Below are 15,206 nucleotides of genomic sequence, written 5' to 3'. Positions count from 1 at the left end.
GAAAAAAGTATAAATAAACTGTATTTTTGCACATGATTTACGCCACTTTTTATTGCTCAAAGCCATAATTAACAATGATGGTAGAAAAAAATTCCCTAGTACGATTCAAAGTGAAGACCAAATCTGCACCGACAAAATTGACAAATTTCTTGTCAATGCTGAACAAACTTGACTATTAATGATTGGCTAGTGGTTACTCACAAAGAATTACACTAAGGAATCAATAATGTCAAAAGACAGTTTAAGCTCATCCTTCGCTGACAATGAAAATAATTTATCTTTTAAAGAGAAAATTAAAGAAACACATTCCGCTTGGAAAATCTTGATAGTTGATGATGAGACTGAACTCCATGATCTGACTAAGCTAGGTCTCAATAACTTCCAGTTAGACGGGAAAGGTTTGAATTTTATAAGTGCTTATTCTGGTAAAGAAGCTAAACAGTTAATTGAGCAACATCCTGATACAGCTTTAGTCTTGCTTAACATAGTCATGGAAACTAAGGATGCAGGGTTAGAAGTTATTAAGTATATACGAGAAGTCTTAAATAATCAGTTTGTTAGAATCATTTTACGGACAGAAGAATCAGAACAAGCACCCGAAAAGCTAGTTATTCTCAATTACGATATTAATGATTATAAAACAAAAACAGAACTAACCACTCCAAAACTGTTTACTATTGTAGTTACAGCACTAAAAACATTCATTGCCCTAACAAATATTGAAAAAAGTAAAAGAGAACTAGAAACAATAGCAGCCGCTTCCGCTCGTTTTGTGCCGCGTGAGTTTTTGAAGTTTTTGAATCGGCAAAGTATTGTTGATGCTAAATTAGGAGACTCTGTGCAAGCAGAAATGACAATTCTCTTTGCTGATATTCGCTCATTCACCCGTATGTCTGAGGGAATGTCTCTCCAGGAAAATTTTGATTTCATCAACGATTATTTAAGCTGGGTTTGCCCAGTTATCCGTCGATATAATGGCTTTATTGATAAATATATTGGTGATGCCATTATGGCGCTGTTTCCAGAAAAAGCTGAGGATGCAGTGCGGGCAGCCATTGATATGCAAAAGCAGGTTGCCTTGTATAATATTCAACGACAAAAAAAAGGTGAAAAACCTATAGCTATCGGTATTGGTTTACACACAGGTAGCTTGATGTTAGGTACGATTGGTGATGAGCAACGGATGGAAAGTACAGTAATTTCTGATGCAGTTAATCTGGCATCTCATCTGGAAGGCTTAACTAAGCTCTACGGGGTAGAAATAGTTTTCAGTGCTCAAACTTTATCCCAGCTAGATGACCCTCAGAAGTATAGTTGTCGGTTTTTAGATCGGGTAAGAGTTAAAGGTAAAAGAGCTCCTGTTGGTGTATTTGAACTGTACGAAAGTAACCCCCAACCCCTCAAAGACATCAAGACAGAAACTAAAACCGATTTTGAAAGAGGCATTTTTCTCTTCCACCAACAGCAATTTCACCAAGCACAACAAATATTTGAGCAACTCTTAAAAGTGAATCAAAAAGATGGAGCTGTGCGTCTTTATCTTAAAAGTGCAAGCAAGAAGTGCAGACAGCTCAAATCGCAATTAGACCCCTAAACACGGTGTTAGTCCAAAAATTGGGAAGACTTGTTGATAATTGCGTTCTATTTACCGATAAAATAACTGGGCATGACAGTAAATAGGAAGATAAATGACAACAGCTCAGGCGAAGATCGGAATTATTGGTGGTAGTGGTCTTTATAAGATGGAAGCCCTTAAAGAAGTAGAGGAGGTGTCAGTCAACACACCTTTTGGCTCTCCTTCTGACACCCTAATTGTAGGAAAACTAGAAAATACAAAAGTTGCTTTTCTCGCCCGTCATGGTCGTAATCATCACCTTTTGCCCTCTGAGTTGCCGTTTCAAGCAAATATTTATGCGATGAAGCAGTTGGGCGTGGAGTATTTGATTTCAGCATCTGCAGTTGGTTCCCTTAAGCAAGAAGCCAAACCCCTGGATATGGTAGTGCCAGATCAGTTTATTGATCGTACTAAGAATCGAGTTTCTACTTTTTTTGGTGAAGGAATTGTTGCCCACATTGCTTTTGCTGATCCTGTTTGCCAGCAATTAGCGGCAGTTTTAGCGGATGCTGTTGCTAGTCTTGAATTACCGGATGTAACGCTACACAGAGGCGGCACTTATGTTTGCATGGAGGGTCCAGCATTTTCTACTAAAGCTGAGTCTAATCTCTATCGCAGTTGGGGGGCAACGGTAATTGGCATGACTAATTTACCAGAGGCGAAGTTGGCGCGGGAAGCGGAGATTGCCTATGCAACTTTAGCACTGGTAACAGATTACGATTGTTGGCATCCTGAGCACGACAGCGTGACGGTAGAAATGGTGATTGGTAATTTGATGCGCAATGCTACTAATGCTCAGAGAGTCATTCAAGAAACAGTACGAAGTTTGAGTGAAAATTTACCAGTTTCAGAAGCTCATTCTGCATTAAAGTACGCAATTTTGACGCCGTTGGATAAGATACCAGTAGCTACTAGGGATAAATTGGGAATGTTGTTGGATAAGTACTTATAGATAGATTTACTTATGTTTAATTGCCCTTAAGCTGAGTAGATATCGTGTAAAAATGCCGTAGATGTCTGAGGCTTCTTGATTAAGTCTTAATCTTCAGTCTGTCGCCAATAGTGATCGCTTTCCCATTACGGTTCACCTAGATTAACAGGAGAAAAAGAATTTACTCCTGACCTTTAAATCTAGATCGCTTAAGTCAGGATACAAGCAAGGGAAAGCGATTAACTTCAAATGCGGTTAAATTTATCAAACTGATTTTCTGATCATTGATTTAATTCTCATGAAATATAGGCTAAAGACTAACGACACCAGAAAATATCAAACTACAGAAGATATCAAACGACCTGATAGATAAAATTCAAAGTTGCCCAGGCATTCACATCGAGTACATAGCTATCGGAAACTGTACCGATAATATCGGCGGAAACATTACTCGCATTATGCAAGTCTTGTAACACGCCTTGTGCTACTTCTAGAGGGTTAAATAGATCATCAATTCGCTCCCCTTCTCCCTTCGGACGACCAGCCGCTTCCAGTGTTGTAATCGCTTTCTTGAAGGGTGCGCGACTGCAAATGAGTTGTAACTCGACAAGACCAGCAGGTCCGGGGACAACCCAGTTAAAAGAAGCCGCAGGTTGTGGTATGGTCAGAGATTCACCGGGTTGGATCACTGCGTCTTGAAGGGGCATGTTGCTAGTTTCTCTGATTTTATAGAGTGCGATCGCGTTGGTGTTGGTGTCAACGCCGAGAAAAATAAAGTAGACTGGGTAGTCGCTGTAATTCTCCAAGCGGTATTGGATACGACTTCCAATCGGCAATTTTGGGATACTACTCTCTGCTGCTGAGAGAACTAAGTCACCTTCAATCCTTTTGTTTTTCAAGAAATTAGGCAATTTTGACACCCGCAGAGTTTCCCGTTGCATCAAAGTCTGGGGCTGAGTCTCCACTCTCTCCAGCGACGCCCGGATGCCCAAACGGGAAGAGCCTTCATTTGCGGTTAAACGCAGCAATTTTGCTGCCCGTAAAGTTTTCAGTTTTGGGGTCAGTCGGCTAGCTGCTGACTTGACAGCTTCCCCAGCTTCTCCTGCTGTATTAGGAATAGGATCCCTAGCAAGATAAAACAATCCATAGCCACCCGTATGGGCTCCAGCATTATTAGTTAAACCCTCAGACATCTCAGAACCTGTGACAGCCGGCGACGCCACTTTAATCATTGGGGTCTTGCTGATTTTCCCGAATAGATAATCGGCAGGTTGTTCTCCGGCTCCTACCACCGATGATACGGAGGGGATGCTGGCGAAAGCACTTGTAGCATCCACCCGCTCAATTCTTTCTAGTAGACTATCTAAAGCAATTGTTAGACCGAGATTGCGGGGCAGTACACGGATGACTTCCTGAACTAGCTGCCCAACTTGTAGCTGATAATTTTCAGCCACATTTGTGCCAACAATTCGTGCCTTGGCAATTAAGCCCTCTTTGAAGCGTACTTGCAGTCGTATTGGTTGGTCGGGGGTTAAAGCTTGTTCTGCTGAAGGTAGATGATCAGATTTTTCTACTTGAGAGTCGCTAGCTTTCAGCTTATTTTGTCCAGAGCTAGATAAGTCCCCCCCTAAGCTACCTACTAATTGCAGAAGAGAATTAGTACCGTAGTATTCCAGAACGGTAGCTGGCAGTCCAGCTAACCAGATTTGTGCTGCTTTGCCATTATCTTCTATTGCTGTTACCACACCGTCTGCCCCAATATTAGGATCCGGTGGTAAGTAATAGGCAAGTAATGGCTTCTGTTGACTTGTTTTGCCACTTAACCTAGGCTGTTGTTCTTTACCAGCTAGTTGATTTACCGTTCCTGCTGTGCGACTCAGACTCACCCTAATTGTTGTAGCCGGAGAAGCTTGCCAGAGATGCTGAGTCAGAGCATAGGTGAACAAGCCAGCACTGAAACCATTCCACTGAGCCTCTGTCGCTAGTTGAGAAGGCCCTGCTGCTGCCAAAACAAGTCCCGGTACTTGAGTTAAACTTTCTGAGGGGGACACTTGTCTTCCCTGGTCCTTGAGGTTGCGCAGGATTTGTTCTTGAAAAGCCAGTTCTCCTGAACTAGGACGTTCTGCTGCTGGGTTAGGGCAAGATCTGACGCGCAGATTCCCTTGGAGGATATTGACTGCTCTCGTGTAGCTTGTATCGAGTACCGCAGTGATGTGATCTGTGGCAAGCGATCGCATCAGCAAAATCAAGGTTTCTTCCAGTAAATCATTGCCTATGGGTGTTCCTTTTGTGGGTACAATACCGTCTGCTGGCACCAAGCTATTTTGCAGAAGTATTGATTGGTCTGTTTGAGACTCTTGATTGACCTTGACGCGGCTACCATAACCGCTGAAGTGGAAGAGTACCACATCCCCAGCCTTAGCTTGTTTAGTCAGATGCTCAACAAAAGTCGTTTCGATGTTCTCCCTAGTGGCTTGATTATCTGTCAGCACCAAGATATCGCTAGGGTTAACACCAAATCTATGAATTAACAGTTCTCGTTGCAGTTCCACATCCGTGATACAACCACCCAAGGCTGCGATCCGAGGATACTGGTTGATCCCTACCAGTAGTGCCAACTTCCGCGCCCCAGGTTGTGCCAGCACTTGGAAATAGCGGTCTAACATAGGAACGGCTAAGCTTTGATCACCTAGGAGTGATAGTACTGTTTCACTCATCCCCAGTCCCGCCAGCCCCAAACCAGCTTTTTGCAGAAAAGTCCGCCTATCAAGTCCCATATTCGCACTCAGCTCTCAGATCTCAGGTATCAGCCTACCAGGAATAAGTTAGCTATCAGCTTCCAGGCTAGGTTACAGAAACTAATAGAAAGGTCAACAATGAATAATAAACGATGAATGGGAAGATGACGACTGCTGATATCTTAGCGGACAGCGAAAACAGGAAATTCACAAATGTATCCGGTAATAGCCCTCCCCAGCAAATGAGAAGGTCAGAGCTGTAATCAAACAGCAGTTTACTGTAACTCCCATTTGCTTATTAGTTATTGCCTCAGCCGTTGCTCTAGACTACTAACTTATTCCGAGCCTCACTCTTAAGTTTACGTGACGTATCAATATTTAACAGTTAAACTGTTGCTAACAGGTCTTGCTCTGCTTGGATGTCTGGCTTAAACGCAACCGGGGAGCATCTTAGTTGCTTAATACAGACATGGCAAAAGAATCCGGATAGCGGCAATGCTAATTGGCACTTTTTTATTAAATTCTTATCATAGTAAGTTCTACCTGTCGAGAACTGCTTTGCTGTAGCTAAGAAAGCAACATCTAACGGGGGTGTATTTCTTACAGGAACTCAAAAAAGTCTACACCTACGTCCAACTAGAACAACCTGTAAATAGTTAGATAATTTCTGGTTTGAAGAATATTGGGTGAATCTCCCCAAGCTCTCAGCTCAGGTGTAACTGATTTATCCAATCTGCCAAGTTGTTGGAAAACTGGGCTATGTATTACAACATGGCAAGGTTTTTCTTAGGTAAATTCCTCTTCAAGCAGCCCAAAGAATAGAGATATCCAACAGTGCCAAGCCATTATGCGGATCAACTAGTGCGTTGAAGCCATCAGAATCCAGCTCAAAAGTCTGTTTTCTCAAACCCAGAGCTATCAACAACATTGAGCCTGGATATCTCGATTGGCTGAGACGAGACGAGTTGCTTTGCAATGTTCTAGAGTAATAGGAAAAAAGTACGATGGATCAACGCGGTGTAACACTATGGTTCACTGGTTTGAGTGGTGCCGGCAAGACTACCATCTCTAAGGCAGTAGCAGAGGCTCTGCGCGCTAAAGGATATAAGCTGGAAATTTTGGATGGAGATGTAGTCCGAACTAATCTCACTAAGGGGTTAGGCTTTACTAAGGAAGACCGGGACGAAAACATCCGTCGCATTGGTTTTGTATCTCGTATTCTAACTCGCAATGATGCAATTGTCTTGGTTTCAGCAATTTCACCGTATCGTGAAATTCGGGAAGAGGTAAGAGAAAAAATCGGGAATTTTGTTGAAGTTTACGTCAATGCTCCCCTAAATGTCTGCGAAGGACGAGATGTCAAGGGGCTTTACAAGCGCGCCCGTTCAGGAGACATTAAGGGTTTTACGGGCATTGATGATCCCTACGAACCACCCATTGACCCAGAAGTTGAATGTAGAACTGACCTGGAAGATGAATCAGAAAGTGTTGCCAAAGTCCTCAAGAAACTAGAAGAATTGGGTTATTTTGCTCAGGCATCAGCAGTGCCAGCAGTTTAGAAGCATAAAAAGGCTGCCCAGCCATTTTCTGTGCCATGACCCAATTAACTGCATTCCTAAAACTTGAAACAACTGTAGAAACCACTATCATCTCAAACATGCAAAGTCTTACTGTGAGTAGCCATCAAGAGGGTGTTGTTCCTCAAATCGACCAGCTAGTAAACCGCATTGCCACGCCTGAGCAACGCTCTGAGTTCTTAGATAAAGCAGATTCTCTACCCAGAGTACAGCTTGATCAGCGGACGACCTCTGATTTAGAGATGATTGCCATTGGCGGATTCAGTCCAGTAATCGGCTTTATGGAGCAAGCTGATTATGAGACTGTAGTTGAGGACATGCGTCTGTCTAACTCTCAACCTTGGTCAATTCCGATTACCCTCTCAGTGGAAGAGGCTGTGGCCGAACCCCTCAAGGAAGGTAGTTTGGTTCGCCTCGATGATCCCAGCGGGCGCTTTGTGGGAGTTTTAGAGCTAACTCAGAAGTATCGCTACGACAAAAATCGTGAGGCGGTTAAAGTTTACCGCACCGATGAAGAAAAACACCCTGGTGTTCAGGTGATTTACAATCAGGGAGAAATTAACCTTGCTGGTCCTGTTTGGTTGCTCGAGCGTGACCCCCATGCTCAGTTCCCAGCTTACCAAATTGACCCAGCTGCTTCCCGTGCCTTGTTCGCAGAAAGAGGCTGGAAAACCGTTGTCGGCTTCCAGACTCGTAATCCCATCCACCGCGCCCACGAATACATTATCAAGTGCGCCCTAGAAACCGTTGATGGTCTATTCCTTCATCCTCTAGTTGGTGCAACCAAGAGTGACGACATCCCGGCTGAGGTACGGATGCGTTGCTACGAAATCATGGTAGAACACTACTTCCCGAACGACCGAGTGATTCTGGCGATTAACCCCGCTGCCATGCGCTACGCTGGTCCTAGAGAAGCAATTTTCCATGCTTTGGTACGTAAGAACTACGGTTGCACTCACTTTATTGTGGGACGTGACCACGCTGGTGTTGGTGATTACTATGGTACCTACGACGCTCAGTACATTTTTGATGAGTTCAAACCTGGGGAACTGGGTATTGTGCCGATGAAGTTCGAGCACGCTTTCTACTGCACCCGCACCCAGACAATGGCAACATCTAAGACTAGCCCCAGTAGCAAAGAAGAGCGCATTCACTTATCAGGTACTAAAGTAAGACAAATGCTCCGTAATGGCGAGCTACCACCACCAGAATTTTCCAGACCGCAAGTAGCTGCGGAATTGGTTAGAGCGATGCACGATTAAAATCTCAACCAAGAGCATGAGCGTCAAGCCCTATACTAGGGCAACGCTCTGCTTTCTGTGTAGATTACTATCTACTTTGGGGTCGGCTGGTTCACAGCCGACCATCTCCCAATTCTTCAGTTAAGTCCCGTCACTCCGAGAGTTTCCTTTCGCCCTGATAATAAATCTCTGATGCATTCCCACTGATCGTCACGCAAGCTATAGCGGCACCTCACGATAGCACTCATCTAGATTGACTCAACTCTCTGAGCCTGGTGATTCTAAACTAGGTCGGCAGCTATTTGATGACACGGTCTAATCTGACAATGGCGACAGATAATTTGGCAATCGATCATGAGCGCTTAGATACTTCGTGTGGGGGAAAGGTTCTCTAAGATTTGCACAGAGATAGGCAATAGCCAACTGGCACAAATATAAAAACTGCACTGTTCTGAAAAGTCGGTTTTACAAAAACTGAAAAATTTGCTTATTTCTAACTCTCCTACCTGCCTTCCACCTCTTCAATCCTAAGCGCGATCGCCAACTGCTGCTGACTCGCGACTGCCAAAAATTGCCTCAGTATGACGGTAGAATTTAAACTCCATCAAGTTAGAGAAAGGGTCTTGCAAGAAGAATGTGCGATGCTCTGTAATTTCGTCAGGAAAACGCAGCCTTGGCTCTTGATAAAAGGTTAGTTGTTTTTGTTGGACGTGGGAGAGCATTGCTTCCCAGTCAGCTTCTGCTGTAAAAACCAAGCCGAAATGACGAGGATAAATACCCCTTTGAGGTGTTATTGTTTCTTGAGTAAGGTGGGCTACCAATTGATTACCGTATAAATTGAGAATTACAGCATTACGCGATTCTCTACCAATTTCGCAACCTAGACCATTGCCATAGTATTCTTTAGCTTGCTCAATGTCGGTAACGGGAAAAGCTAGATGAAATAAAACTGGGTTCATTTTTCTACTTAAAGTTTTCAATTTGAAACTTCCAACCGCAAATTTAACTTACCGAAAGTTAACTTGCCAATGATATTTTGACAAAAGTCATTTCGTCATGATTTGTAATGCTTTCTAGTATTGATTTTGATTTTTTAAATCCCTGGCTAGTTGCTGCGGGATTAAACACAATTTTGCTAGCCCTTGCTTGGTTGGCTCCGAAAAAGCTCCTGACACCAGCAGGTATCCTCCACGCTTGGGCGCTTGGTGTCCTGATTTGGGGTACTCTTGGCTGGCCAGGTTACTTGGTCGTATTATTTTATTTTCTGGTGGGTTCTAGTGTGACACGCCTCGGCATAACGCAAAAGGAGGCTGAAGGTATTGCGGAGAAGCGTTCCGGTGCGAGGGGACCGGAGAATGTCTGGGGATCAGCTCTTACAGGCGCTTTGTGTGCTTTGGGAACTATCTTGGCGGCGGTTCCTGCTCAACAATTGCTGCTGCTCGCCTACGTAGCGAGTTTTGCCACAAAACTCTCAGATACTACTGCCAGTGAAGTTGGTAAAGCTTATGGCAAGCGGACTTTTTTGATTACCACCCTACAACCAGTAGCGCGGGGAACTGAAGGAGCTATTAGTTTAGAAGGAACCTTAGCCGGATTAGTGGCCTCGGTAGCGATCGCTTTTGTCGGTTGGGGTGTCGGTCTAATTGACTTGACAGGTATTGTTTTGTGTGTATTAGCTGCCTTCGTCGCCACTAATCTTGAGAGTGTCATTGGTGCGACTCTGCAATCTGAATTTGACTGGATGACTAATGAAGTCGTGAATATTATTAATACCCTAATTGGTGCGATCGCGGCGGTACTTTTTGCCTTGGCTTGGGGGCTGGTTAAGCCTGGGTTGATCGCCAGCAGTTTGGAGGCTTTGACGGCTGTCAATAACCTTTCAAACTAGACATCTTGTGTTGCGCCTCAGGCGCACCATAGGTGCTACGCCTGATGTGCTAACAACGTTCAATCTCCAGTCTCCTATTCTACTTGTGGCCCAAAAACCATCTGTAGAATCATTGGTTTACCACCATCTCGATGATATTTATCCGCCCAAGCACGGACAACTTCATCAAGTTCTTCCATTGCCTGATCCATGTTCTCTGGAGGAATATCTAATTCCTCCAACAGCCGCATCACCTTAGGCTGGCGCTCTGCCCAATCTTTCATGAGTCGGAAGTAGCGCGCTGTATCTTCGACCATGGTGTAGGTGCGTTCTTTGCCATCTACCGGCGAGTAAGACGCGCGGGTAAGAGCATAGTAAGGCAACCCCCAAGGGCAATCGATTCGCGTTACTGTCCCTGAATAGAGCAAGCGCCGCTTAATGTGTTCTGCCATGGCCTCGCTCAGAGACTGGCGTCGCTCTTGGGACCAGTCTTCCTGTGCTCGAGTGTGCAGAAATTCGATTAACTCCATAAACTTAAGGGAATTAATCACCTGGGCATCAGGTAAGTTACCAGGCAGTTTGTCCTGGATATATTGCTTTTGATCAGCAGTGAGGCTAGTGCCAGAGATGCGCGATCTTCCTGGTTGCCAGGAGTACTGATCCATCCAGACATAAGGGAATTGGATCAGATAGCGAGGCTCCTGAGAGCCTAGCATCTTTAACAGCCTTCCTTCGGTTAGAGCTTGTCTAACCTCTTCAACAATCACCTTGACCCGCTTGGGCTCAATGTGGTGTAAATGCCCAGTCATCCGGGTATTTTCACCTTGCTCCAAGTAGGTCATATAGATCGCGCATTTGGCGGCAGTTGCCGCCGCATCGAGAAAAGCCCCGTGCCTATGTCCACTGGTTCTCATGGCGCTGAAAGCCAGGTATAGCATAATCTGATCCATGGCACTGGGACTGAGGCTTTTGATCAGATCGGCGTAGTTGATCATCTATCTTTAGGGGCGGTTAGATCGTAGGATTACAATAACTGTGTTCCTTGGTGAGTTACCTCACCGTCTCACTCTACTCAGCGAGTTTAGCTCACTAGGCAAAAGATTCGCCTACAAAAAGCACCCTAATGCTCGAAGCTCAATTTCTTACTTTCCATTATACAAAACGAATGGTAAACTCCTATTATAGATAACAGTAGAAAAATAGAGAATTCGGAAGCTCCCCATCCATAGTTGCTTGACAGAGGAAGAGGAGTTTCCAAAAACTGGACTTGATGTCGGAAGATTGAATATTTCGCTAGCTGTTTCAATATTAAGCGTTTGCTAGCTCGATACGTCCACTACCACGGTGGTAGAATATTGTGGCTGCGGTTTCCTTGAGTTGGCTAGCCTGCTCAATTTTCAGTAGAGTGGCAGCCGATAGAAGTTGTTGAAAACCGACAGATTTCAGCTGAGAAATAATTCTGTTGTAAAAGCACATAGCCAAAGATCCGAATTGGGGTTTGCACTTCCTCATTCGGCTTTTTGGTCATGTTTTCAGGATATTCCTTGAAGAGAGTTTAATTATTGGGGTTAGAGAAGTGTCTAAGAAGTTATAGCTGATAACCCCTCTAAAGCAGGATAGGTGAGCTTTTCCCCTAACTAGATAGCTAACAGAAAATCTCGTCGCCCATGCTAATGGTTAATGGAAAAAGGGTTAAATTGTTAAAGGATTAATGAAAAATTGAGACTATAAGCCGAATAGTGGTGTTAAAAGCTCCATTTTCGATTTTCCACCTACAACTTTCCCTTCTGCCTATCTAGGACATCTCGTGCAAAGGTGCAGGCTTCTCTTTAATTCGTTCGGCAATGGGTCTAACTCTTTTGACTACCTCGATTAGGTGTCCATAGTCAGGCGCTTTGGCGCTGGGAATATATCCTGCTGCTGCTGCTATGCTCGGAGAAACCGATTTGAGTACCTTGCGAATTTGTTCTTGTTGGTTGCGCTCAACTGTGGGTCCAACGAGGATCGCACCAGCGGGAACAGTACTTAAGTCTGTGTAAAGAATGCGAAACTTAGTTTGGCTAAAATCTTTGCGGTAGCGTTCAAACTCAGCTAAGGACAAAGCTCCTGCTACCACCTCTTGCTGGTCAATCCACTGGAGGACAGTTTTTGGTGTGGGGGCAAAACGCACTTCAGCCAGAGTTAAACCATAAAGATTGTAAATCGGCAAATAATATCCTGTAGCAGAACCAGGTTGACCGAGAGCGATCACTTTACCTGCTAGATCATTCAACTTTTGAACAGGATTTTCGTCGCGTACCACGATTACTGAGCGTACCCTTCTGAGTCCTTCGAGGGGCAAAAGCGGCAAGTACTGCTCCTCAGAAATAGCGATCGCTGCCAAGCCAGGAGGGGCAAACACTAAAGACCAAGTTCTCCGTCTAATCTGTGCTAAAGCCCTGACTTCGTTGTAGACAGGCTCGAGTTCTATCATCGCCTTGAGTTGAGTTGCCAGATAGTCCTTCAAAGCAGAGTATTGCTCTAGCGATCGCTCCCCTTCTCCATAACTGACCACCCCAATAGTTAATTTTCCTGCTTCACTTCCCGTTGGTGGTTGGCAAGCTGTGAGAAGGAATAGAAGATTTAGTAGGAAGAGGCGGCGTGAAAACATACTTAATAATAAGAAGTGTTAGAAAACGTCCCCTGAGGTGTCTTTGTTTAGAATACACTCTATATGGAGAAATAAAAAATAGCTATATTCCCAGCATTGTCAATATCTTTGGTAGCTCAATAACACCCAAATTAACTAACTTAGATAAATGTTATTATCTAGTTTTTAAGACAAATTAAAATGACAATTTTACTGGTAATTCGTTTTTTTTAGTAGTAGAAATAAACGATCGGCTATCAATCCACAGGAGTTAAAAAATGAACAAAGTTTTCAAAAATCTTAATTTGGGAGCGAAGCTTAATTTAATTCTACTGGCAATCTTTTTAGTGGTAGTACTGGTTAGTGGATTGTTATTGTCGATAATTCTAGGAAACTATGCAAAAAAAGTGGTTGCCGATGAAGCTATTGTTCTGATCGAAACCATGGGCGCTGTTCGTGAATATACTAGTAACCAAGTTAATCCAGAGCTAGCTCCTAGATTGGAAACAGAGGAACAGTTTTTACCACAAACAGTACCAGGTTATTCGGCTCGTGAAGTATTTGAAAACCTAAGAAAAACTCCACAATACAGCAATTTTTTCTATAAAGAAGCTACCCTAAATCCCACTAACCTACGAGATAAAGCCGATGCATTTGAAACAACAATCGTCGAGAATTTCCGCAATCAATCAAATCTCAAAGAATTAACAGGATTTCGTTACCTACCTAGTGGCAGAATTTTTTATGTTGCCCGTCCTCTTGCTGTTTCTGAGGAAAGCTGTCTGCGATGCCATAGCACTCCAGAGGCTGCACCCAAGAGCCAAATTCTCACCTACGGTAGCGACAACGGTTTTGGTTGGCAACTCAATGAAGTTGTTGGAGCAAGAATTATCTCAACTCCAGCCAGTGAAGTAATTAATGCGGCGCGGCGTTTACAGTTATTAGTAATTGGCATTCTGATCGGGTTTTTCCTAATCGCCGTTTTGATTATTAATCTTTTCCTTAAATTCTCTGTGGTCAGACATCTTAAGGAGATGGCTCAATTGTCTAGACAGGTGAGCACTGGCAACATGGAGGGAGAATTTAAACATGACTCCAATGATGAAATTGGTGTATTAGCAGCTTCTCTGAACCGCATGAAAGTTAGCTTACAAATGGCGATGGATATGCTGAATTCTGAATCTAAGTAATCAATCAAGAAGAGTCTAAGAAAGTAAACGCCGCTCAAATTCTTTTGCTTGCTGTCGATCAGGAATTTTTTTCGCTAAAGCTTCTACGAATTCGTCTTGGGATATTCCCGGATTTTGCTGCAAAGTGCGTTTACAAATAATAGAAGCCATCGGACCGATTAATTCGGCAAGTTCTTGTTGACACCTAGAGATAAAATTTTGCCTAAGTTGCGAGGGACTCGGCGGTGATGTAGACGGTTTCGACTGTCCAGAGGTGTTTTGTCTACCTACGGAGTTAGGGTTTTGTGGGAGATACGCTGTAGTTTCTGTCTGCTGAGAACCCCCAGGAAATTTAGGCTGGGAAGGTAGCTGGGTTGAAGGTAAAGTTAGGTTGATTTCTGCTAATTGTTGCAAAATTATTTCGGCAGTCTGAGGACGCTGATTGGGAAAACGTGCCATCAGGCGATCCAGAAAATCAGCGAACTCAAGCGAAATAACGGGGACTGCATTACGCCAGTGCAACTCGTCAGTATAGGGATCATAAAAATTACTGGGGTCTTTACCAGTGAGTAAATATACAAAAGTGCGTCCTAAAGCAAAAAAATCAGATTGTGGTACTGCTTGACCGTTGAGTTGCTCCGGTGGAGTGTAACCAGCTGACATCACACCCGTTACCTGACCTGCTGCTTGTTTAACCATAAAGGTGCCTGTGATTTCTCTGGCTGTGCCAAAATCAATCAAGACCAGCGGTCCATCTGCTCTGAGCATAATATTGGATGGCTTGATGTCTCTGTGGAAAAAGTTATGGTTGTGTACCTCTTGTAGGATACTCACTAGCTGGGTCAGCCATTGGATTGCCAGTTTTTGGTCGATGGGAGTACCACGCTTGCGCAGGTATTGGTGTAAATCCAGACCATAGATCATTTCCATTACCAGACAGTGCAATGGTTCTTTGCTGTTTCTAGGAAAGAAGGTAAAGTAGGCGTCTGGTTCTACTCTAGGAATGCCAGGATGTTCTAGCAAGGCAAGGATTTGGGACTCTCGCAAGAAGAGTTCGACGTACTTGGGATGATTTTTCGTCAGAACTTTAAGAACTTTGGGAGTGTCTTGGCGATCAGTAACTTCGTAGGTTTTGCCGAAGCCACCACTTCCCATTTGACGGGTTACACGATAGCGACCTTGCAGCAATAATTCAGAGTTACAACTCTTGCAAAATAGCTGGGTGTCGCTATTTTGCGGATTTGAGCAGTCAGGATTAATGCAAATGCTCATTCGGATTACAGAAAGTCTTTTGGGTAAACCGACTCCGGGAAGTAGGATATTTATCTGAAGTCTAGATTAATCATGATGCCCTTAGCGGGAAATAGTTCTATACAACCAATGTATGGGTAGAGCAGGATAGAAAAATGCCAATTTACAATACAATAAGGATTTAGTTA

12 protein-coding genes are annotated in these 15,206 nt (G+C 43.8%); 6 read left to right on the top strand and 6 right to left on the bottom strand.

All coding sequences use genetic code 11. The annotated features are described in order from the left end of the window. The first annotated feature begins 226 nt into the window (after positions 1 to 226). Both ACT7WV_RS05515 and ACT7WV_RS05510 read left to right on the top strand, forming a co-directional pair. On the top strand, positions 227 to 1,594 hold the full coding sequence (locus ACT7WV_RS05515) for an adenylate/guanylate cyclase domain-containing protein (protein WP_445101939.1): 1,368 nt from the start codon (positions 227 to 229) through the stop codon (positions 1,592 to 1,594). A 94-nt stretch (positions 1,595 to 1,688) separates the two neighbouring features. Continuing rightward, positions 1,689 to 2,567: an S-methyl-5'-thioadenosine phosphorylase gene (locus tag ACT7WV_RS05510; RefSeq protein ID WP_445101938.1), complete on the top strand. Its 879-nt coding sequence runs from the start codon at positions 1,689 to 1,691 to the stop codon at positions 2,565 to 2,567. Between the two features lie 332 nt (positions 2,568 to 2,899). On the opposite strand, the gene ACT7WV_RS05505 is transcribed toward ACT7WV_RS05510, so the two are convergent. Beyond that, the gene (locus tag ACT7WV_RS05505) at positions 2,900 to 5,323 is read right to left on the bottom strand and encodes a caspase family protein (RefSeq protein WP_445101937.1); all 2,424 of its coding nucleotides are present in this window, start codon (positions 5,321 to 5,323) and stop codon (positions 2,900 to 2,902) included. A gap of 965 nt (positions 5,324 to 6,288) precedes the next feature. On the opposite strand from ACT7WV_RS05505, the gene cysC reads away from it, so the two are divergent. After that, positions 6,289 to 6,843 (top strand): adenylyl-sulfate kinase, encoded by a 555-nt coding sequence (gene cysC, locus ACT7WV_RS05500; RefSeq protein WP_445101936.1) that lies wholly within the window; start codon positions 6,289 to 6,291, stop codon positions 6,841 to 6,843. A 98-nt stretch (positions 6,844 to 6,941) separates the two neighbouring features. Then, entirely contained in the window at positions 6,942 to 8,123 is a 1,182-nt protein-coding gene (gene sat, locus ACT7WV_RS05495) for a sulfate adenylyltransferase (protein ID WP_463424221.1), read from the top strand. 506 nt (positions 8,124 to 8,629) lie between these two features. Here sat and ACT7WV_RS05490 read toward each other — a convergent pair. Then, positions 8,630 to 9,061, bottom strand: coding sequence for a VOC family protein (locus tag ACT7WV_RS05490; RefSeq protein WP_445101934.1), 432 nt, complete (start codon positions 9,059 to 9,061; stop codon positions 8,630 to 8,632). Between the two features lie 107 nt (positions 9,062 to 9,168). On the opposite strand from ACT7WV_RS05490, the gene ACT7WV_RS05485 reads away from it, so the two are divergent. Further along, positions 9,169 to 9,990 (top strand): TIGR00297 family protein, encoded by an 822-nt coding sequence (locus ACT7WV_RS05485; protein WP_445101933.1) that lies wholly within the window; start codon positions 9,169 to 9,171, stop codon positions 9,988 to 9,990. A gap of 74 nt (positions 9,991 to 10,064) precedes the next feature. On the opposite strand, the gene hetR is transcribed toward ACT7WV_RS05485, so the two are convergent. The 3 genes from hetR to ACT7WV_RS05470 form a co-directional block, all read right to left on the bottom strand. Beyond that, positions 10,065 to 10,964, bottom strand: a complete 900-nt coding sequence (gene hetR / locus ACT7WV_RS05480; RefSeq protein ID WP_445101932.1) for a heterocyst differentiation master regulator HetR — start codon at positions 10,962 to 10,964, stop codon at positions 10,065 to 10,067. A gap of 313 nt (positions 10,965 to 11,277) precedes the next feature. After that, a complete protein-coding gene (locus ACT7WV_RS05475) occupies positions 11,278 to 11,445 on the bottom strand; it encodes a hypothetical protein (RefSeq protein ID WP_445101931.1) in 168 nt (55 codons plus the stop codon). Positions 11,446 to 11,764: 319 nt separating this feature from the next. Further along, positions 11,765 to 12,619, bottom strand: coding sequence for a phosphate/phosphite/phosphonate ABC transporter substrate-binding protein (locus tag ACT7WV_RS05470; protein ID WP_445101930.1), 855 nt, complete (start codon positions 12,617 to 12,619; stop codon positions 11,765 to 11,767). Positions 12,620 to 12,876: 257 nt separating this feature from the next. Here ACT7WV_RS05470 and ACT7WV_RS05465 point away from each other — a divergent pair, with 257 nt between their 5' ends. Beyond that, positions 12,877 to 13,788 (top strand): c-type heme family protein, encoded by a 912-nt coding sequence (locus tag ACT7WV_RS05465; RefSeq protein WP_445101929.1) that lies wholly within the window; start codon positions 12,877 to 12,879, stop codon positions 13,786 to 13,788. A 15-nt stretch (positions 13,789 to 13,803) separates the two neighbouring features. On the opposite strand, the gene ACT7WV_RS05460 is transcribed toward ACT7WV_RS05465, so the two are convergent. Then, positions 13,804 to 15,039: a protein kinase domain-containing protein gene (locus ACT7WV_RS05460; protein WP_445101928.1), complete on the bottom strand. Its 1,236-nt coding sequence runs from the start codon at positions 15,037 to 15,039 to the stop codon at positions 13,804 to 13,806. Positions 15,040 to 15,206: the final 167 nt, after the last annotated feature.

The organism is Symploca atlantica LB2515, assembly GCF_052546295.1.
This window is presented reverse-complemented; position numbering and strand designations above follow the sequence as displayed.

Coding starts and splice junctions, on each gene's coding strand:
- ACT7WV_RS05515 (WP_445101939.1), top strand. CDS start 227: ATGTCAAAAGACAGTTTAAGCTCATCCTTCGCTGACAATGAAAATAAT.
- ACT7WV_RS05510 (WP_445101938.1), top strand. CDS start 1,689: ATGACAACAGCTCAGGCGAAGATCGGAATTATTGGTGGTAGTGGTCTT.
- ACT7WV_RS05505 (WP_445101937.1), bottom strand. CDS start 5,323: ATGGGACTTGATAGGCGGACTTTTCTGCAAAAAGCTGGTTTGGGGCTG.
- cysC (WP_445101936.1), top strand. CDS start 6,289: ATGGATCAACGCGGTGTAACACTATGGTTCACTGGTTTGAGTGGTGCC.
- sat (WP_463424221.1), top strand. CDS start 6,942: ATGCAAAGTCTTACTGTGAGTAGCCATCAAGAGGGTGTTGTTCCTCAA.
- ACT7WV_RS05490 (WP_445101934.1), bottom strand. CDS start 9,061: ATGAACCCAGTTTTATTTCATCTAGCTTTTCCCGTTACCGACATTGAG.
- ACT7WV_RS05485 (WP_445101933.1), top strand. CDS start 9,169: ATGCTTTCTAGTATTGATTTTGATTTTTTAAATCCCTGGCTAGTTGCT.
- hetR (WP_445101932.1), bottom strand. CDS start 10,964: ATGATCAACTACGCCGATCTGATCAAAAGCCTCAGTCCCAGTGCCATG.
- ACT7WV_RS05475 (WP_445101931.1), bottom strand. CDS start 11,445: ATGTGCTTTTACAACAGAATTATTTCTCAGCTGAAATCTGTCGGTTTT.
- ACT7WV_RS05470 (WP_445101930.1), bottom strand. CDS start 12,619: ATGTTTTCACGCCGCCTCTTCCTACTAAATCTTCTATTCCTTCTCACA.
- ACT7WV_RS05465 (WP_445101929.1), top strand. CDS start 12,877: ATGAACAAAGTTTTCAAAAATCTTAATTTGGGAGCGAAGCTTAATTTA.
- ACT7WV_RS05460 (WP_445101928.1), bottom strand. CDS start 15,039: ATGAGCATTTGCATTAATCCTGACTGCTCAAATCCGCAAAATAGCGAC.